The sequence below is a fragment of the Acinetobacter sp. AOR41_HL genome (assembly GCF_027854645.1).
GTDB classification, from domain to species: domain Bacteria; phylum Pseudomonadota; class Gammaproteobacteria; order Pseudomonadales; family Moraxellaceae; genus Acinetobacter; species Acinetobacter nosocomialis.
The window spans coordinates 234,648-253,451 of the sequence record NZ_JAKTHZ010000019.1; the positions used below are offsets into that span (position 1 = coordinate 234,648).

Sequence of the window (18,804 nt, forward strand, 5' to 3'; positions counted from 1 at the left end):
GATAATAATGAAAGCAGCGCGTTTTTATGACAGAGGTGATATCCGTATTGAAGATATCCCTGAACCAGAAGTCACTCCCGGCACTGTAGGTATCAAGGTAGCTTGGTGTGGAATTTGTGGTACAGATTTGCATGAATTTCTGGAAGGGCCGATTTTTATTCCACCGTGTGGACATCCGCATCCTATTTCAGGCGAATCTGCGCCGATTACCATGGGACATGAGTTTTCTGGGGTAGTCTATGCCGTAGGTGAAGGTGTTGATGATATTGAAATTGGTCAACATGTGGTGGTAGAGCCTTATATTGTGGCTGATGATGTACCAACTGGACCCGGCGATAATTATCATCTTTCTAAAAATATGAACTTTATTGGTTTAGGCGGCCGTGGTGGTGGTTTGTCGGAGAAAATTGCAGTTAAACGCCGTTGGGTACATCCAATTTCCAATAAAATTCCATTAGATCAAGCGGCCTTAATTGAACCGTTATCGGTGGGTCATCATGCTTTCGTACGTAGTGGTGCAAAGGCTGGTGATATTGCACTGGTTGGCGGAGCTGGCCCAATTGGTTTATTACTTTCGGCAATTTTAAAAGCGAAAGGGCTTAAGGTTATCATTACTGAGCTAAGTGCAAAACGTAAAGAAAAAGCCAAAGAGTCGGGAGTCGCAGATTATATTTTAGACCCCTCAGAAGTTGATGTTGTTTCTGAGGTCATGAAAATCACTAATGGCGATGGTGTCGATGTTGCATTTGAATGTAGTAGCGTTAACAAGGTATTAGATACTTTGGTTGCGGCAATGAAACCAACAGGCGTTATAGTTATTGTTTCGATTTGGAGCCATCCAGCATCAATTAATGTGCACAGTGTTGTAATGAAAGAACTTGATGTACGAGGCACAATTGCCTATGTAAATGACCATCAAGAAACCATTAAACTGGTTGAAGAAGGTAAAATAAATCTGGAACCTTTTATTACTCAGCGTATTCAACTTGATGATTTGATTTCACAGGGTTTTGAAACCTTAATTCATAACAATGAGTCGGCAGTTAAGATTATTGTACATCCATAAATAAATAGGTACTTGAGCCTATAAAAAAGAGCGATGATTCGCTCTTTTTTATTAAAGTAAATTGTTGTCTTGGGCTTCAATAATGGGTGGTAATGGCTGCCCTAAAGAACTTAGAGACTCTCGCTCAATTAAGCGAACAATTGAATCGAGCGGTAAATCATTTTCTTGTAAACCAAAAGGTTCTTCAATTTGAGCACTTAAAGCATCTAGCCCTAAAAACATATAAGCGATTAAGCCAACAATAAGCGGTGTCCAAATACCTAAAGCTGCTTCAAGGCTAAACGGTAAAATAAAACAGAAACAATAAACAGCGCGATGTAAAAGTACTGAATATGAGTAGGGTAAAGGTGTACCAGCAATACGGTCACAACCCGCTTGAATATTGCCTAGCTCAACAATATGACGCGTCAGAGTGCTATAGATAATGTCACTAATTTCGCCGTCTTTTAGAGCCTTGACTAAATCTTTTTGAATATTTTCGAGTACAAATTGTGGTGCATTAATATGCTCATTTAAATAATCAAGTGAGGAGTTGTTTAAATAGGCATGTTCAAGAAATTTGGTTGGTTCAGCGGTTTGTTGGCGTAAGCGATCACGCAATAAATTGCTAAAAATTAAGACCTGATGAATTAAATGTTCACGTTGTTCATTGGATAAAACATGGCTGTCTCTAACAATGTGTCTGGCATTGGCAATTAATGCGCCCCAAAGTTTGCGACCTTCCCACCATCGATCATAACAGGCATTATTTCGAAAACCCGTACAAATGGAAAGAATCACGCCAAAGATAGTAAATCCAATCGCGGGTACAGTAGGAATTTGAATCCAATGATAATAAGAGAGCCAGACCACACATGCTGAGATAAGTACAACAAAACTTAATGCTGGCAAAACCTTGGGTAGAACAGTTCCTTTCCATGCAAATAAGAGTTTAAAAACGCTGCTTTTATCGCGAACAATCATAGAAAGCCTTTGAACTAACGGACCTAACCAACTGCAATATGATACGCCTTAGATGAGTTAAATACCTAGCTAAAGCTTGTGCTTTTGTCTGTATCGCCAAAGAGTAGTGCGGCTAATTCCAAAAATATTCGCGACCATATTTAAGTTATGGTTATATTTTTCTAAAGCAGCTTGCACATTTTCTGGACTCAGCTCTGTATTTGTCTCGGGTAATTTAACGTAATCGTCAGCATTCAAAAGCTCATTTGGTAAGTCTTCGGCTTCAATTTCGTCCTTACCATTTGCCATGGTTAATGCATAAAGCAGAGTGTTTTTTAGTTCACGAACATTTCCCGGCCAGTCATAGTTCAATAAAACTTGCATGGCTTTTTGATTAATATGGCGAGGCATCGATTCGAGTTGGGCTGAGCTTTCTTTTAAAATTTGATCGACAATAAGAGGAATATCGACTTTTCGTTCTCTAAGTGGTGGTATAAAAATTGGAATCACACGCAAACGGTAGAGTAGATCATGGCGGAAACGCCCAGCCTTAGCTTCTTCGCGTAAAGCTTTGTGTGTTGCGGTAATAATTCGGACATTGGCCTGAATCGGTTTTTCACCACCGACAGGAGTAAATTCCCCTGTTTCTAAAACCCGTAGTAATTTAGCCTGAAGCTCTAAAGGAATCTCGGCAATTTCATCTAAAAACAACGTTCCGCCAGCAGCACGTTCAAACACGCCTTTATGGTCACGAATTGCTCCCGTAAAAGCACCTTTCACATGCCCGAATAATTCACTTTCTAAAATATTGGCATTGAGAGCAGCACAGTTAATCGCTACAAAAATCTTATTTTTACGTTGGCTATAATCATGAATTGCTTTTGCCACAAGCTCTTTACCACTGCCAGATTCACCGCGAACAAGCACTGGAAATTCAGTAATTGCCACTCTTTGAATAATTGAAAACATACGGGTCATTTCTGGTGAGCAGCTATTAAAAACCTTGGCCAAGTCTTGCAACTGTTCTGTTAGCTCTACTTGATTAGCAATATCATTTTCTATGCTAATAGGCTGTAAAATATGTAGCTTTCCGATAATGCGATGCTCGGCAATATAAATATCATGTTCTTGATAGATAAATCGCTGTCTCATTTTAGGAGTATTGATCTCAAGATATTGATTGTGATGGTCTTGAGTAAGCGCTGCCATGCTCTCAACAGAAATGTCATCTGTATTAAACTTATAATGAATTGCTTTAGTTGATGTGTCTGCTAAAAACAGACTCGCATTTGGAAAGAGAGCCTTAAGCTGCTCAAATAAAATATAAAAATCCTGTTCTGACTCAAAATTTAGCTTTGCCATTTTATTTGTTTCACAATCGTTTCATTGAAACATACTTGAGTTTCATAGGAACATCAAGTTGATTCCTTTTTCTATCTTTAATTTTATTAAATGTTATAAGTATTTAATTTTTATATTTATTATTTAATTTTAAATAATTGGCATCTTATTTGCAAAATATAGGAAAGAAATAAATTATTAGGGTATAAATCATGTTCTTTAAGCAGTTTTTTGAGCAGGAAAGTTCGACTTATACATATATGCTTGGATGTGAAGAAACACGAGAGGCTGTTTTAATTGACCCAGTTGCATCAGATATAGAGGTTTACACAAAAGAATTAGAACAGCATCAATTTACGCTCATTTACACCTTAGATACTCATGTTCATGCAGATCATATTACGGCCGCAAATTTACTTCGTGAACGCTTTCATTGCAAATCGGTTTTACACCGAAACTCAGATGTAAATTGCGGAGATATTTTAATTACAGATGGCTGCATGCTTAAAGTCGGCAACCTCAGTATTGAAGCGCGTTATACACCAGGTCATACCAATGCTTGTACGAGTTACCTAGTTGGAAATATGGTTTTCACTGGTGATGCATTATTAATTGATGGCTGTGGTCGCACTGACTTCCAGCAAGGTAATGCAGGCACACTTTATGACAGTATTCATAAACAACTTTTCAGCTTGCCTGACGAGACTATTGTATATCCGGGACACGATTACAAAGGTCGTCTATCTTCAACGATTGGTTATGAACGCTTAAATAACTCACGTTTAGGTCAAAATCGCTCGCGTGAAGATTTTATTAAATTAATGAATAATTTAAATCTTCCATATCCAAAACAAATCGATAAAGCACTTCCTGCCAATCAGGCTTGCGGCTCAATTTCACAATCATAAGAAGGTGGCAATATGGAACTTAAACGAGTTAATCAAGATTTTTATGTTGCTGGCCAGATTACAGTCGTCGATATTGCAAAAATTGCAGACCAAGGAATAAAAACTCTGATATGTAACCGTCCAGATGGAGAAGGTGCAGATCAACCCAATGTAATTGAAATTGAAGAAGCAGCTCAGCGACATGGCCTAAACGTAATCTACCAGCCCGTTACCAGTGGCAAAATTACCGATCAACAAGTTACCGAGTTTAAACAGCTTTATCAGAATGCCCAAAAACCTGTTTTAGCATATTGCCGTTCTGGTATGCGTGCAATCAGTTTGTGGGCTTTGGCTGAAGTTGCTCCACAAGATGTAGCACTGCTAGTAGAAGTGGGTAACAAACTTGGTTTTAACTTAAAAGGCTTAGTGCCACGTATTTTAAAACGTGATCATGAACCAGCGACAATTCCTTGTTATAGCGTTGTGATTGTGGGCGCTGGAGCAGCAGGAATTTCTGTAGCATCGAGCTTACTATCTCGGGAACCTCATTTAGATATTGTCATTATTGATCCGGCAGACACCCATTATTATCAACCGGGTTGGACCATGGTCGGTGGCGGTATTTTTAAGCCACAAGTAACTGCACGCTCAATGGCAAGTGTGATTCCTTCAAAAGTGAAATGGATGAAAGCTGCCGTTGCTGGATTTGACCCTGAACATAATCAAGTCATTTTGGAAGGATGCCAGCCCATCCAATATAAAGCTTTGGTGGTTTGTCCCGGTTTAAAACTGAATTGGCATGGCATTGAAGGTTTAGTCGAAACCTTAGGTAAAAATGGGGTGGCGTCTAACTATCGTTATGATTTAGCGCCCTATACATGGGAACTTGTGCAACAACTAAACGGTGGAAAGGCAATTTTCACTCAACCACCTATGCCGATTAAGTGTGCGGGTGCTCCTCAGAAAGCGATGTACCTTTCAGCCGACTACTGGTTAAAGCAAGGCAAACTTAAAGATATATCTATCCATTTTTATAACTCAGGCGGTGTTTTATTTGGTGTGAAGGAATATGTACCTGCACTCATGCAATACGTCGAAAAATATGGCTCTGAACTTCACTTTAACCATCAACTTGTCAAAGTAGACGGACCTGAAAAAAAAGCATGGTTTAAAGTCGTGAATGATGAAAATGCAGCATTGGTCGAAACAGATTTCGATATGTTGCATGTTGTTCCACCACAACAAGCGCCCGACTTTATTCGTGCAAGTACTCTTACTGATGAAGCAGGCTGGGTGAGTGTTAATCCTCAAACCTTACAACACACACAACATGCCAATATTTTTGCTTTAGGTGATGTGATGAATGCACCTAATGCCAAAACTGCTGCTGCGGCGCGAGCACAAGCCCCAATCGTTGCTGTAAATGTGATAGCGCAGCTCAAGGGAGAGCAGAACTTCTGTGAATACAACGGCTATGGCTCATGTCCACTCACCGTAGAGCATGGAAAAATTGTTCTGGCTGAATTTGGTTACGGGGGAAAATTACTCCCAAGTTTTCCGAAATGGGTAATTGATGGGCAAAAGCCATCTCGTTTGGCATGGTTACTTAAAGAGCAGATTTTACCGCCAATTTATTGGCAAGGCATGCTCAAAGGCCGCGAGTGGATGGTCAAACCTGAGCGAGGATGAGTAAAGATTAATAATCTTTACCCGAGCGCAAGGCGAAAGCTGTGCTTGAGCGGAAGAGGATAAACAAAGCAACCTTTGTCCTGAGAAGCGATTAAAGCTTCGGAAGAAGACGAAAATCCACTTACTCATTAACCAGCAGTCTACTGCAAACAATGTATATGCAATTTTAGGCTTTTAATATGTTATTACTTGTCGTTGAAGGCATTGTGATTGGCTTTTTACTTGGTCTTACTGGTGCGGGTGGTGGCATTCTTGCTGTACCCGCACTTATGACCAGTCAAGGCTGGAGCGTGGCTCAAGCCGCACCGATAGGGTTATTGGCTGTTGCGCTATCTACACTCATTGGAACTATTGAAGGTTTATTTAAAAAAATAGTTCGTTATCGTGCTGCAATCTGGATTGCCTTAATTGGTGCCCCTATGGCACATATCGGCATTTTAATAGCCAACGCGATTTCACCTGTTTGGCTCATGTTAATGTTTAGCTTGGTCATGTTTACAGTGGGCTATCGACTTATCAGTAACCGTGTTTCGGATTTTCACAACCCGCCGTGTCAGGTCAACCCAAGTACGGGACGTTTTATCTGGAATTTTAAAACTGGTGGCGTGCTTGCCAGCATCGGGATTATTGCTGGGCTTTTAACTGGTATGTTAGGGGTGGGTGGCGGCTTTGTAATTGTGCCCGCGCTGAGAAAAGTCACCAATTTGGATATGCATAGCATTGTTGCAACCTCACTTATGATTATTTTTCTCATCAGTGGCATAAGTATTGTGATGCATATTGCAGAGGGTTTTCACTATCCAGTTGCCATTACCAGCGCATTTGCACTTGCATGTATGGCAGGTATGTTATTAGGGCGCCGAGCTATTCGTTTTATTCCAGCATCAATTGTACAAAAAGTCTTTGCTTTAATGGTTTTCGCTGTCGCAATTTATATGGTCATTAAGATTGTTAATCTAACAAATATCTAAGATATATAGTATTTTAACCATCCTCATGAATACTAAATTTCCAGAGATAAGATGTTTAAATTATCTTTGGAAATTTCATTTAAAACATTCAAATTTTTGAGAAAGCGATATGAAGCGAGTTAACGTGGCAATTTGTGGTTTTGGACGGATTGGACAACAAATTGCAGAGCTCCTTTTAAATCGAGCGACGTACTATAAACAAAAATATCAAATTGATGCCCGTTTAGTGGGTGTCTGCAACTCATCATCAGGTTTAATTGATCAAGAGGGTTTACAGGCTTCAAAGTGGCTAGATAAAACACAATATCAAGTAGGCCTAACTGAGCAAAAGTTTTTAGAACAGGTTCAAGCAGATGTCATTATTGAAACTGGACCAAGTGACTATGTGACAGGTGGGAAAGGCCTATTTTATTTAAATTATGCTTTAACACATAACATGCATGCGATTGCGGTATCTAAAGGTGCTTTAGTTGTAGAAGGTAAAAAATTAGTTAACTTGGCATATCAACACAATAAAAAATTATTTTTTAGCGGTGCGACAGCAGCAGCTTTACCGACGGTTGATTTGTTTGAATATAACTTAGCAGGCTGTCAAATTTTAGAAATAGAAGGTGTGTTTACAGGTACCACAAATTTTATTTTGAATGATATGTTGCAACACGAATGTGCATTTACAGAATCTCTTGAAAAAGCTCAAACAAAAGGTATTGCGGAACCTGACAGTTCATTCGATGTAGATGGATGGGATACCGCGGCTAAAATTACCATATTAGCCAACACTGTTTTGGGGGCTGATATAAAAATTCAAGATATTCCAAGACAAGGAATCAGTCACGTGACTGCCGATCATATTCGTGACTGGAAAAAAGAAAATGTAATTCCTCGTCTGGTCGGTTTTATTCATATTAAAAAGCAGCAAATTCTAACAGGTGTGGAATTAAGACTAGTTACAGCAAATCATGCGTTTGCTCATCTGCAAGGTTCTCAAAAATGCATTCGGGTGTTAACACAAGAAATGGGTGAGCTTGTTGTAAGTGGAGGGGCATCTGCGCCTTTAGCCACAGCAGCCGCAGCTTTAAAAGATTTTGAGCTGATGTTAAAAACAGGCTACTAAAATTAATTATGATTTATAAAAAAAGCAGGCTTTAAGCCTGCTTCTCACAATTTTTTTGAGTGTTAAATAACTTCTTTCCAATTTCAAACTTACTAAACATTAAGTAATTACCAAGCAAGATTAGCAAAATTCCAAATACAGCATTTAAAGTCCACTCATATCCTTCAAAGAAAGTAGAAACTGTTAGAGCAACTAAAGGAAAGAGCAACGTGCTATAGGCTGCTTTGGCTGCGCCAATTCGTCCAACTAAAGAAAAATAAGCAGAGAACCCAATAACCGTACCAAATACAGCTAAGTATAGTACCGAGCTTAAAAATGGGAAATTCATCGGCGGCATTAAATCTTGTCCAGTAAATAAAGCTAGACTTAGCATCACCAATGCCCCATAAGTCATGGCATAACAATTTGTTGAAAAAATATTTAGGCCACGTTTTTGGTGTCTAACACTAATCATATTCCCTAAAGAAAAACCGTAAGTGCCTATTGCACATAGCCCAATACCCATTAATAACTGTGCATTAAACTGACTATTAATCAGGTCATGCCAAAACAGTAAAACAATACCACTTAGACCCAAAAGTGCAGCCGGCGCAAAGTTTGGGGAGGGTTTTTGCTTAAAAAAGATAAGTGCATTAATAGCATTAAAGAAAACAGCCATGGAAAATATGACAGACTCTAAACCGCTATTTACATATTTAACGGCGGTATAAAAACAAATAAAGTTTAGACCGAAAACACAAAGGCCTTGCAGCATACAGAACAAGTGATCTTTTAAAGCAATTCGTTGTAATTTTCCGGAAAATAGTAAAACAACCCAAAGTAATAAGGCTGAAATGGCAAAACGCCATAAAATTGCAACGACGGGTGTTGCATAATGGCTCTGAACGGCAATTCCAATCCATGTTGTTCCCCAAATCAACACCACCGCAACATAGAGTAAAATATTCATAACTTTATCCTCGATTACCAAGCTTAAGTATCTAGGAATGCTTCATTTTTCACGTATATATTCTTGTGTAGTACATGCAAGATCTTGCGTTTTTTATATGTCTGAACTAGCTGAATTTTACTGAATATGGTTAACTTAAGCTCAATGATATTCGTTTTAATTTTGCATGGCCTATCAAACTTTAGAACAGCTACAGCAATCTAAAGCCAAGCTTCACGAAACTGTGGTGCTTGATGAAAATATGCAACTTGCATTTTGGTCTAATCAGCAAGATCGTGTAAGTGTCTGTAGCGACCACCATACTTTGAGTCTCTATATCCAAGATGGTTATGAAAGTTATCAAAAAACACCTGCAGGCTGGAAAAATGGTGGCGGGCCAGGGCGTTTTTGTTTATTGCCTGAGCATCAAGAGTCGACTTGGGATATACGAGGTGGGCTTAAATTTGTTCACTTGTATTATACCGACCAACATTTACGTGATGTTGCTGAAAAAATATGGGACAAAGAACCTAATCAAATTGAGTTAAATGAAGTTGTCTTTAATGACGATGAACGGATTCGAGCACTTTATCAGTTCTTCTTGCTAGATTGTGATTGGCAAGATTCTTCAAATCATTTGCAAATGAGCACAACAGCAAGTTTATTGCTAAATCATTTAATTAGAAGATACAGCAGTGTTCAATGGCAACAGCCTATTATTAAAGGTGGGTTGGCACCTCATAAGCTCAAATATATTCAGGAATGGATTGAAGATCATCTAGATCAGGCTCTCACTTTGTCTGATTTGGCAAATGTTGTGAATTTAAGCGAATACCATTTTGCTCATATGTTTAAACAGTCCATGAATATGGCGCCTCACCAGTATGTCATGCAAAGACGTTTAACTAAGGCAAAAGGACTCATTCAATCATCTCAGCTTTCTTTACAAGACATTGCCCTAGTATGTGGTTTTAGTTCAGCAAGTCATTTAAGCCATCGTTTTAAACAGTTTTATGGCATGAGTCCTTCACAATTACGTTAAAGAACTCATGACTAATTTCTATAAAAGATAAACCCTTAAACCAATCAGTGCCGAAGCAAAAATGACATACAGCACATTAATGTTAAATCGGAATAAAACAATAAATGCAGCAAGAGTAATGAGGGCTGCAACAATGTCAAAATGCCCTGAAAAGCCTTGTGGCCATAACACGTGATAACTAAAAAATAGTGCGAGATTTAAAATTACACCGACCACAGCCGCGGTAATTGCAGTGAGTGGCGCAGTAAATTTAATTTCATTATGTGTAGATTCAATAATGGGCGCACCCGCAAAAATAAATACAAAAGAAAAGAGAAAGGTAAACCAAGTCACAATAACTGCACCGAGTGCTCCAGCAAAAAATAGATGCTCAGAACCAAGTAGTGAATGATTAACACCTCCTAAAAAACCAACAAAGGCAACGACCATAATCAGTGGACCAGGAGTAGTTTCACCAAGTGCTAAACCATCAATCATTTGTGTAGGTGAAAGCCATCCAAAATGATTGACAGCGCCTTGATAGACATAAGGTAAAACCGCGTAAGCGCCCCCAAACGTAAGCAGCGCAGCTTTAGTGAAGAACCATGCCATTTGGGTATAAGAGTGATGCCATCCAAAATATACGCCTAAAGCTAAAATTGGTAATAACCATAAAGCGATTGCCACAAAAATAAGTTTAGCTAACCGTGACCAGTGGAATTTAGCGTGTTCTGGTGTTGGAGTCTCATCATCAATAAATGCCGGGCCGTAATCTTTTTGGCTGGCTTTATGACCAGCTGCTGAGGAAAGTAGCTCAGGGTACTTTTTACTAACTAAATAACCTGCAATGCCTGCTGATAAAACAATAAGCGGGAAAGGAAGTTTTAAGACAAAGATTGCAAAAAAAGCAGCAATTGCGACGAACCATAAAAATCTATTTTTAAGCGAACGGCTACCTATACGGTACGTTGCATGAAAGACAATTGCGGTAACAGCAGGCTTTATCCCGTAAAAAATACCCGCAATAACCGGAACGTCTCCAAATTTTATATAAATCCAAGACAGCCCAATTAAAATAAATAAAGAGGGTAATACAAATAAAATACCGGCAACTAAACCTCCCGCAGTTCTGTGCATGAGCCAACCAATGTAGGTTGCTAACTGCTGTGCTTCAGGTCCAGGTAACAACATGCAGTAGTTCAGTGCATGTAAAAATCTTTTTTCTGATATCCAGCGCTTTTGTTCAACCAATTCCTGATGCATCACAGCGATTTGTCCAGCTGGCCCCCCAAAGCTAATAAAACCAAGCTTGAGCCAAAATAAGAAGGCTTGCCAGAAGGTGACTTGTTCCACTGAGTCATCAGGGGTATTTAATTGTTTTTGTTGCATATTATCCCCTAAAAAATAATAGTAATTTTTACGTTTATGGCATAACGGAGTATGTTTTATAGCATAACAAACACAAATGTATTTTTTATGATAACCATTTAACTTTTATAGATAGCTATTAATTAATTTATTGATATTCATTGAAATTATTTTTTTAACTAAAGTTATCGCTTTAAATTATTTCCAAAGCTGAAACATTTTAAACATTATTTGCTCAAGTTGTTATAACAGGTTGTGAGCCGTGAGCCAGCTACCCCCAGATGCTAAAAATCATAAGCCTCTTTACGATCAGTTAAGGGAACTCATCCTTAACAAAATTGTAAATGGCGAATACGCCGTACTGAGTCAAATTCCATCTGAAAACGAATTTGCTGAACAGTTCGGTGTAAGCCGAATCACAGTTCGTCAAGCGCTCAACCAATTACAGTTAGAAGGCTATATTTTTAAGGTGCCAGGTAAAGGAACTTTTGTAAGTAAACCAAAAACGTTCCAGAACATTTCAAGTTTGCAAGGTTTTGCAGAAGCAATGTCATCTGCTGGTCACGAAATTTTAAACCGCGTCATCTCGGCCGAGCTTAAGCAGGTCCCGATGCATGTAGTACCGAAATTAAAGTTACCTGTTAAAGCCAATGTGTATGAAATTCAACGTGTTCGTTTACTCAACCGTCAGCCAGTATCGTATGAGTTGACTTATTTGCCAGAATATATTGGTTTGAAACTTAAAGAAAAAGCGATTGATTTACGCACAACCGATATTTTCAAAGCATTAGAACAAGAATGTGGCATTCCTTTAGGGCATGCAGATTTAAGTATTGATGCCACTGTAGCGGATGAAGAATTAGCGGCCTTGTTGCAAGTCGAAATCGGAACTCCGGTATTACGGGTCGAACGTTTGACTCACGATGCAAATGGTCAACCGATTGACTATGAATATCTCTATTTCTCGGGCGATACCTTCCAGTACCGTTTACGTATTCATCGTTAATAACTCAAATAAAAATAAGGATTTTATAATGGAAACTAAATATCTTGAGTTTGATATTGTGGTGATTGGTGGTGGAACTGCAGGGCCAATGGCTGCGATTAAAGCAAAACAAGAAAACCCGAATTTAAAAGTCTTGCTCATTGAAAAAGCGAATGTAAAACGTAGTGGGGCGATTTCAATGGGAATGGATGGGCTGAATAATGCTGTTATTCCGAGATATGCGACACCTGAGCAATACACCAAAGAAATTACCATTGCTAATGATGGGGTAGTTAATCAAACCACTGTATATGCATATGCAAAGCATAGTTTCAAAACCATTCAACAGCTCGATCAATGGGGCATTAAGTTTGAAAAAGATGAGACAGGTGAATTTGCAGTAAAAAAAGTACATCACATGGGGGCATATGTTTTACCAATGCCCGAAGGACATGATGTTAAAAAAGTTTTATATCGTCAATTAAAGCGTGCTCAAGTCAAAATTAATAATCGGATTGTCACCACAAAGCTTTTAAAAAATGAGCAAGGTGCAATCAATGGTGTACTCGGTTTTGACTGTCGTAGTGGTGATTTTTATGTCATTAAAACGAAAGCTGCCATTTTATGTTGTGGTGCCGCAGGGCGTTTAGGTTTGCCAGCTTCCGGCTATTTAATGGGTACTTATGAAAACCCAACCAATGCAGGTGACGGCTATGCAATGGCATACCATGCCGGTGCTGAACTAGCCAATTTAGAATGCTTCCAGATTAATCCACTGATTAAAGACTATAACGGTCCGGCTTGTGCATATGTGACCGGACCTTTAGGAGGTTATACCGCCAATAGTAAAGGTGAACGTTTCATTGAATGTGACTACTGGAGTGGTCAAATGATGTGGGAGTTTTACCAAGAACTGGAAAGTGGTAATGGCCCTGTTTATTTAAAAGTAGATCATCTGGCCGAAGAAACCATTCAAACCATTGAAGAAATCTTGCATACCAATGAACGCCCAAGCCGTGGACGTTTCCACGAGGGCCGAGGAACCAATTACCGTCAAGATATGGTGGAAATGCATATTTCAGAAATTGGTTTCTGTAGCGGACACAGTGCTTCTGGCGTATGGGTTAATGAAAAAGCCGAGACTTCGGTTAAGGGATTATACAGTGCTGGTGATATGGCGGCTGTACCTCATAACTATATGCTTGGTGCATTTACCTACGGATGGTTTGCGGGTGTAAATGCCGCGCAATACGTGAATGCAGTTGAAGATAGTGAATTAAACCAAAGCGAAATAGAAGCAGAAAAAGCACGAATATTTGCGCCACTAGATTGCTCAGAAGGTTTACCTCCAGAACAAGTGGAATATAAGCTGCGCCGTTTTGTAAATGACTATTTGCAGCCCCCTAAAACTCGCCAAAAAATGGAAATTGGGCTCAAGCGTTTTGAAGAAATTAAACAGGATATTAAGCAAATTTCTGCAAGGAACCCGCATGAGCTGATGCGTGCCGCTGAAGTTTCTTTTATTCGAGACTGTGCGGAAATGGCAGCTAGAGCTTCACTGTTTAGAGAAGAAAGCCGCTGGGGACTGTACCACTATAGAGCAGATTTCCCTCAGAAAAATAACTTGGATTGGTTCTGTCACGCACATTTGAAAAAAGATGAACATGGCAACATGGTTAGTTTCAAAAAGCCAATCGAGCCTTATGTGGTTCCGATTAATCAAGATGAAGCTGTGTCGTATGACCGTTTACGCATTCAAAAAGATGTTGCTCTAGCAGACTAAATAAATCAGGAATTCAAATCATGGCTTTTATTTTTAAAGAAGTACAGCACCGTACTGTCGCACCCGTCATTATCGATGAAGATAAATGTATTGCTGATAAAGGATGCACAGTCTGTGTAGATGTTTGTCCAATGGACTTATTAGCAATCGATCCAACAACCCAAAAAGCTTATATGCAATTTGATGAATGCTGGTATTGCATGCCTTGTGAAAAGGACTGTCCAACAGATGCAGTCAAAGTAAATATCCCATACCTACTCAAATAATTAATTTGGAATACGCAACATGAGACAAAATAAATTAATCAATAAAAAACTATTACTAAGTAGCTTAATTGGTGCCATTGTACTTGGCACTTTGGGGTGCGGTAGTAAAACAGAAACTGTGCGTGTAGCGATTGGTACACAAGACACGACCATTAATTGTGCAACAGGTGGGTTGCTGATTCGTGAATTGAATTTATTACCAAAATATTTGCCTAAAGATGGTAAATACAAACACGTTAAATATGACATTCAATGGAAAAACTTTACCTCTGGTGCACCACTTACCAGTGAAATGGTAGCTGGGCGTCTAGATTTGGGAGCAATGGCTGACTTTCCTGCTGTGAATAATTTAGCGGCATTTAAAAAAGCTGGCAAAGAAAGCATATTTTTAGCCCCTTTGTCAGGCAGTATTAATGGTAGCGGTAATGCGATTGTTGTTCCAATTGACTCAAAAGTAACATCGCTTAAAGAACTAAAAGGACAAACCATTTCTGTACCTTTTGCCTCAACTGCTCATGGACTGTTGCTACGAGCGATTCAGGCAGAAGGCTGGCAACTTGATAAAGATATTAAAGTGATTGCTCAGGCGCCAGAAGTAGCAGGGCCTGCCTTAAAAAGTTATAAGATTGCTGCGCATGCTGACTTCGTACCATTTGGAGAGTTATTTGCTTACCAAGGTTTTGCTAAAAAAATCTATGATGGTTCTCAAGCAAAATCACCGACATTTCATGGTTCGCTTGCGAGCAAGGATTATGCACAGCAGCATCCAGAAGTTATAAAGGCTTAATTACAAGCAACCATTGAAGCGAATCGTTTGATTCGAGAACAGCCAGAAAAATATAGTGAACTGATTGCTGAAAAAACCGGTATTCCCGCCGAAGTCGTTTTTCTCTTTCATGGCCCTTTAGGTCTGCAAACTCGTGACTTAACGTGGAAACCTGAATATCGAAAAGCGACTCAAATTGCGATAGACACCTTAAAAGTTCTAGGCAAAAACGACGGTACGCTTGATGTAAATAAATTTATTGATGATCAATATATTAAGGATGCATTTCAGGCATCTGGACTTAATTACAGCCAGCAACTGGCCGACTATGCAAAATCACCTTTGGTTGCCAATGACGCATTAACGGGCCAACCCATCAAGACATTTGATCGGGTGACTCAAATTTGGGTAAAGGGTGAAGAAAAAGTTCGTAGCTATGAAACGCCTGAGCATGCTTTTTCTGATTTAAAGAAAATACAAGCCAATGGAAAAACAGTGCGTGTGGTTTATAGCCAAGATCATCAGTCCGACATTAAGTTACTTGCTAATTTGGCATGGTATGCCACAGACAAAGCAGGACAAATTCAAGCCTTTTTATTAAAAGATGATGCTGAAAAATGGGCTAAACAACAGGGTGGAAAAGTATATGACTTTAAAGCTATTCAGCTTGTAACACAGAGCTGATGTGTTGTCTTACCTAATGAGCAGGAGGTAATAAATGAGTAGTTTAGCCCAGACAAAACCTAATAACCAAATTACATTTTTGATTAAATTTTTTCGGCAGTTGAGATCATATCCAGCGCGTTTGAAAAGCTATGTCATTGCTTTCACATCTATAGCTTTTTGGATAGCAATTTGGCAAGGACTTGCTCAGTTTAAAATAAATTTAGGCTTCGTGAACTTTAGCAATGTCCCGACACCTTTAGATGTCATCCATGCGCTTTGGGCTTTTTTTCAACTCAGCGCTGCATTTGAACATGTTGAATCTAGTGTGTTTCGTGTAGTGATTGGTTTTGTGCTTGCGGCTCTAATTGGTGTAGGTATTGGTTTGTTGGCAGGACGTTACCAAAAACTGGCTGCATTTCTAATGCCACCATTAGAAGTATTACGTCCAATTCCAGCAGTTGCATGGATTCCTTTAGCAATTCTGATTTTTCCCTCATCAGAAGCTTCCATGATTTTTATTACGTTTATTGGGGCTTTATTTCCAATTTTATTAAACACCGTACATGGTGTTGGTGCAGTTGACCCAAGACTCGTTGCATCTGCAAAAAGTCTAGGCGCTTCTGATCTTGCCATTATTCATGAAGTCATTATTCCAGGTGCATTACCGAACATTATTACTGGTTTATCTATTGGAATGGGTACTTGTTGGTTCTGTTTAGTGACTGCCGAAATGATTTCTGGGCAACATGGAATTGGATATTTCACATGGGAATCTTTCACCTTGCAAAACTATAGCAATATCGTGGTTGGCATGGTGCTAATAGGAGCGTTAGGTATGTTTAGCAGTACATTGGTGCGTGTGATTGGAAACCGATTTACTCCATGGTATCAATTGAGGAAGTCTTAAAATGTCAATTACACAAGGCCATGTTCGTATTCAAAATCTATCGCTACATTTAGGGCAAGCTAAAAATCGTTTTCAGGCACTAGATCGGATTAATTTCGAAATACAACCGGGCGAATTTATTTGTTTACTTGGCCCATCGGGTTGCGGTAAATCAACATTATTAGGTGCTTTGGCAGGGCACTTACCAATTAGTTCTGGGTCTTTAACGGTCGATGATGAATCGATATTTGAACCGCATCCAGATAGAGGTTTGGTGTTCCAGCAACATACCTTATTTCCATGGAAAAGCGTGCTTGAAAATATTGCTTTTGGTTTGAAAATGAAGGGCATTGCTAAGCAAAAGCGTATTGAACAAGCTCAGAAAATGATTGATCTGGTCGGACTTAAAGGTTTTGAACATAAATTTCCAGCCGAACTTTCTGGTGGCATGCAGCAACGGGTTGAAATTGCGAGAGTACTGATTAATCAACCTCGTATTTTATTAATGGATGAGCCTTTTGGTGCCTTAGATGCTCAAACTCGTTTAAAAATGCAAATGCTATTACTCGAAATTTGGCAAGAAATCCAAACGTCGGTTTTATTTATTACCCACGATATTGATGAGGCACTTTTTTTAGCCGATCGAGTGTTGATTATGAGCCATCGACCAGGGCGAATTATTGAAGAAATTCCGCTTAAGTTTGAACGTCCAAGAGACGTTGAGCTTGTAACAAGTAGTGAGTTTACCGCCATTAAAAAACATTGCATCCAGTCTTTAAAAGAAGCTACTCAACAAGAAGAGTTAAGCCGTTTAAATCCATTAGGGCTTGGAAAGAAATCACAAATTAAGGAATACGAATGAGTTTTTATTATCAAGCTTTAGATGACCTCGATGAATATAATCAGGAATTTCTCGCACAGCTCAATGACCCAGATGAAAAGATTCGCTTCGTCGCTTTAATGAATATTGGTGATGAAGAAAATCCAGATTTACTTCCTTGGTTGCATACAGCACTACAACACGACTCTTCAGCTTTAGTCCGGGAAGAAGCGGCAAAAAACTTAGAAAGCTGGGAAGACCCAACCAGTTTGCAAGTATTGGCGCAAGCCTTATTTGATGTTGATCTGAATGTGAGACAAGCTGCCAGCCAGAGTTTAAGTGAATTCAAAAATCCGGCATCAGCCCCAATCCTTGCGCCTTATTTAAAGCATACGAATACTTTTGCTCTTAGTGCAATTCTGCGTGCTTTAAAACCTTTACGACCACAGCAATTATTTGAAGAGATATCTGCTTTGGCACATCACGAAGATGCATTTGTACGCCGTGAGGCAGTCAGTGCATTAAGTTGGTTACAACAAGACCAAGCAATTACGATATTGGCAAAAATTGCAGAAACAGATACAGATGATGAGGTCCGCCGTATTGCAACAGGTGGTTTGGCCTATAGTCAGAGCATATCAGCTGAGGTGATCCAAGCACTTCAACATTCTTTAACCTCGGAAAGTTGGCAACTAAGAGTCGAAGCTGCACTTACGATTGGAAAATTACATATCATTCAGCTTGAAACTCCCTTAATTCATGCTTTATCTGACTTGTATTGGCAAGTACGTATTGCAGCAGTAAGAAGCTTAGGACTAATCAAATCGCATCTGGCAATTGCTCATTTGTCTGAAAACTTTAAGCATGAAATTAGTAACTTGCGTAAAGAAGTCGCTTTAGCATTCGGTGAAATTGGTACAGCAGAAGCTCAGAAGCTATTGGAACAACATCAAAATGATCTAGATCCTGAAGTACGAAAAGCGATTCGTATTGGATTAAATCAAATTGGTGAGGTGAAGTATGCAAATCAGACCTGATATCCGTGTCGACACTATAAATAAGCAGGTTCACTTTATATGGACCGATGGCTCAAGCGTATATCTGAGTCATCAAAGTTTAAGGGAAATTTGCCCATGTGGCTTTTGTCGAACGAAGCGAATTAAACAAATTAAAATAGAGCATCAAAATGTTGAAGTGACAGCTATGTTTGATCAAGGTTATGGTGCTCAAATTTGCTTTAGTGATGGGCATGATAAAGGGATTTTTCCGTGGGCTTTTTTAAAAGAATTTGCTAAGAGCTAAAAG

Annotated in this window: 17 protein-coding genes and 1 pseudogene; 14 read left to right on the forward strand and 4 right to left on the reverse strand. The window is 39.2% G+C overall.

All coding sequences use genetic code 11. The features are described from left to right. The first annotated feature begins 7 nt into the window (after positions 1-7). Entirely contained in the window at positions 8-1,066 is a 1,059-nt protein-coding gene (locus MKL35_RS06920) for a 2,3-butanediol dehydrogenase (protein WP_032011998.1), read from the forward strand. A 51-nt stretch (positions 1,067-1,117) separates the two neighbouring features. Here MKL35_RS06920 and MKL35_RS06925 read toward each other — a convergent pair whose 3' ends face one another. Then, positions 1,118-2,029, reverse strand: coding sequence for a bestrophin family protein (locus tag MKL35_RS06925; RefSeq protein ID WP_032011999.1), 912 nt, complete (start codon positions 2,027-2,029; stop codon positions 1,118-1,120). Between the two features lie 69 nt (positions 2,030-2,098). Beyond that, on the reverse strand, positions 2,099-3,370 hold the full coding sequence (locus MKL35_RS06930; protein ID WP_032012001.1) for a sigma-54 interaction domain-containing protein: 1,272 nt from the start codon (positions 3,368-3,370) through the stop codon (positions 2,099-2,101). A 191-nt stretch (positions 3,371-3,561) separates the two neighbouring features. On the opposite strand from MKL35_RS06930, the gene MKL35_RS06935 reads away from it, so the two are divergent. From MKL35_RS06935 to MKL35_RS06955, 4 genes are all read left to right on the forward strand, one after another. Then, positions 3,562-4,257, forward strand: coding sequence for an MBL fold metallo-hydrolase (locus MKL35_RS06935; RefSeq protein WP_016805533.1), 696 nt, complete (start codon positions 3,562-3,564; stop codon positions 4,255-4,257). A gap of 12 nt (positions 4,258-4,269) precedes the next feature. Further along, positions 4,270-5,925, forward strand: a complete 1,656-nt coding sequence (locus MKL35_RS06945; RefSeq protein ID WP_032012002.1) for a bifunctional protein tyrosine phosphatase family protein/NAD(P)/FAD-dependent oxidoreductase — start codon at positions 4,270-4,272, stop codon at positions 5,923-5,925. Between the two features lie 179 nt (positions 5,926-6,104). Continuing rightward, entirely contained in the window at positions 6,105-6,896 is a 792-nt protein-coding gene (locus tag MKL35_RS06950) for a sulfite exporter TauE/SafE family protein (protein WP_016805535.1), read from the forward strand. 109 nt (positions 6,897-7,005) lie between these two features. Then, positions 7,006-8,010, forward strand: coding sequence for a homoserine dehydrogenase (locus MKL35_RS06955; protein WP_032012004.1), 1,005 nt, complete (start codon positions 7,006-7,008; stop codon positions 8,008-8,010). Positions 8,011-8,041: 31 nt separating this feature from the next. Here MKL35_RS06955 and MKL35_RS06960 read toward each other — a convergent pair whose 3' ends face one another. Beyond that, positions 8,042-8,959, reverse strand: a complete 918-nt coding sequence (locus MKL35_RS06960; protein ID WP_002050038.1) for a DMT family transporter — start codon at positions 8,957-8,959, stop codon at positions 8,042-8,044. A gap of 166 nt (positions 8,960-9,125) precedes the next feature. Between MKL35_RS06960 and MKL35_RS06965 the strand changes: the two genes are divergently transcribed. Beyond that, positions 9,126-9,980 carry a helix-turn-helix domain-containing protein gene (locus tag MKL35_RS06965; protein WP_002050074.1) on the forward strand — a complete coding sequence of 285 codons (855 nt, stop codon included), beginning with the start codon at positions 9,126-9,128 and terminating at the stop codon, positions 9,978-9,980. 18 nt (positions 9,981-9,998) lie between these two features. Here the strand turns inward: MKL35_RS06965 and chrA are convergent, their stop codons facing one another. Further along, positions 9,999-11,348, reverse strand: a complete 1,350-nt coding sequence (chrA, locus tag MKL35_RS06970; RefSeq protein ID WP_209796229.1) for a chromate efflux transporter — start codon at positions 11,346-11,348, stop codon at positions 9,999-10,001. A 241-nt stretch (positions 11,349-11,589) separates the two neighbouring features. Between chrA and MKL35_RS06975 the strand changes: the two genes are divergently transcribed. The 8 genes and pseudogenes from MKL35_RS06975 to MKL35_RS07010 all read left to right on the forward strand — a co-directional run bounded on the left by MKL35_RS06975 (position 11,590) and on the right by MKL35_RS07010 (position 18,801). Further along, on the forward strand, positions 11,590-12,333 hold the full coding sequence (locus tag MKL35_RS06975) for a GntR family transcriptional regulator (RefSeq protein WP_032012006.1): 744 nt from the start codon (positions 11,590-11,592) through the stop codon (positions 12,331-12,333). A 28-nt stretch (positions 12,334-12,361) separates the two neighbouring features. Then, the gene (locus MKL35_RS06980) at positions 12,362-14,095 is read left to right on the forward strand and encodes a fumarate reductase/succinate dehydrogenase flavoprotein subunit (protein WP_032012007.1); all 1,734 of its coding nucleotides are present in this window, start codon (positions 12,362-12,364) and stop codon (positions 14,093-14,095) included. Positions 14,096-14,115: 20 nt separating this feature from the next. After that, on the forward strand, positions 14,116-14,361 hold the full coding sequence (locus tag MKL35_RS06985; protein WP_000864074.1) for a 4Fe-4S dicluster domain-containing protein: 246 nt from the start codon (positions 14,116-14,118) through the stop codon (positions 14,359-14,361). A 19-nt stretch (positions 14,362-14,380) separates the two neighbouring features. Further along, positions 14,381-15,811, forward strand: a pseudogene (locus MKL35_RS06990) (ABC transporter substrate-binding protein). A 34-nt stretch (positions 15,812-15,845) separates the two neighbouring features. After that, the gene (locus MKL35_RS06995; RefSeq protein WP_032012009.1) at positions 15,846-16,700 is read left to right on the forward strand and encodes an ABC transporter permease; all 855 of its coding nucleotides are present in this window, start codon (positions 15,846-15,848) and stop codon (positions 16,698-16,700) included. A 1-nt stretch (position 16,701) separates the two neighbouring features. Further along, positions 16,702-17,541 carry an ABC transporter ATP-binding protein gene (locus MKL35_RS07000; RefSeq protein WP_032012010.1) on the forward strand — a complete coding sequence of 280 codons (840 nt, stop codon included), beginning with the start codon at positions 16,702-16,704 and terminating at the stop codon, positions 17,539-17,541. After that, a complete protein-coding gene (locus tag MKL35_RS07005) occupies positions 17,538-18,536 on the forward strand; it encodes a HEAT repeat domain-containing protein (protein ID WP_270913204.1) in 999 nt (332 codons plus the stop codon). Before MKL35_RS07000 ends, MKL35_RS07005 begins: the two co-directional genes overlap by 4 nt. Further along, a complete protein-coding gene (locus tag MKL35_RS07010; RefSeq protein ID WP_032012012.1) occupies positions 18,520-18,801 on the forward strand; it encodes a gamma-butyrobetaine hydroxylase-like domain-containing protein in 282 nt (93 codons plus the stop codon). Before MKL35_RS07005 ends, MKL35_RS07010 begins: the two co-directional genes overlap by 17 nt. Positions 18,802-18,804 lie beyond the last annotated feature (3 nt).

Bases quoted from the DNA above. Each gene is read 5' to 3' on its own strand.
- MKL35_RS06920 (WP_032011998.1), top strand. From the start codon at position 8: ATGAAAGCAGCGCGTTTTTATGACAGAGGTGATATCCGTATTGAAGAT.
- MKL35_RS06925 (WP_032011999.1), bottom strand. From the start codon at position 2,029: ATGATTGTTCGCGATAAAAGCAGCGTTTTTAAACTCTTATTTGCATGG.
- MKL35_RS06930 (WP_032012001.1), bottom strand. From the start codon at position 3,370: ATGGCAAAGCTAAATTTTGAGTCAGAACAGGATTTTTATATTTTATTT.
- MKL35_RS06935 (WP_016805533.1), top strand. From the start codon at position 3,562: ATGTTCTTTAAGCAGTTTTTTGAGCAGGAAAGTTCGACTTATACATAT.
- MKL35_RS06945 (WP_032012002.1), top strand. From the start codon at position 4,270: ATGGAACTTAAACGAGTTAATCAAGATTTTTATGTTGCTGGCCAGATT.
- MKL35_RS06950 (WP_016805535.1), top strand. From the start codon at position 6,105: ATGTTATTACTTGTCGTTGAAGGCATTGTGATTGGCTTTTTACTTGGT.
- MKL35_RS06955 (WP_032012004.1), top strand. From the start codon at position 7,006: ATGAAGCGAGTTAACGTGGCAATTTGTGGTTTTGGACGGATTGGACAA.
- MKL35_RS06960 (WP_002050038.1), bottom strand. From the start codon at position 8,959: ATGAATATTTTACTCTATGTTGCGGTGGTGTTGATTTGGGGAACAACA.
- MKL35_RS06965 (WP_002050074.1), top strand. From the start codon at position 9,126: ATGGCCTATCAAACTTTAGAACAGCTACAGCAATCTAAAGCCAAGCTT.
- chrA (WP_209796229.1), bottom strand. From the start codon at position 11,348: ATGCAACAAAAACAATTAAATACCCCTGATGACTCAGTGGAACAAGTC.
- MKL35_RS06980 (WP_032012007.1), top strand. From the start codon at position 12,362: ATGGAAACTAAATATCTTGAGTTTGATATTGTGGTGATTGGTGGTGGA.
- MKL35_RS06985 (WP_000864074.1), top strand. From the start codon at position 14,116: ATGGCTTTTATTTTTAAAGAAGTACAGCACCGTACTGTCGCACCCGTC.
- MKL35_RS06995 (WP_032012009.1), top strand. From the start codon at position 15,846: ATGAGTAGTTTAGCCCAGACAAAACCTAATAACCAAATTACATTTTTG.
- MKL35_RS07000 (WP_032012010.1), top strand. From the start codon at position 16,702: ATGTCAATTACACAAGGCCATGTTCGTATTCAAAATCTATCGCTACAT.
- MKL35_RS07005 (WP_270913204.1), top strand. From the start codon at position 17,538: ATGAGTTTTTATTATCAAGCTTTAGATGACCTCGATGAATATAATCAG.
- MKL35_RS07010 (WP_032012012.1), top strand. From the start codon at position 18,520: ATGCAAATCAGACCTGATATCCGTGTCGACACTATAAATAAGCAGGTT.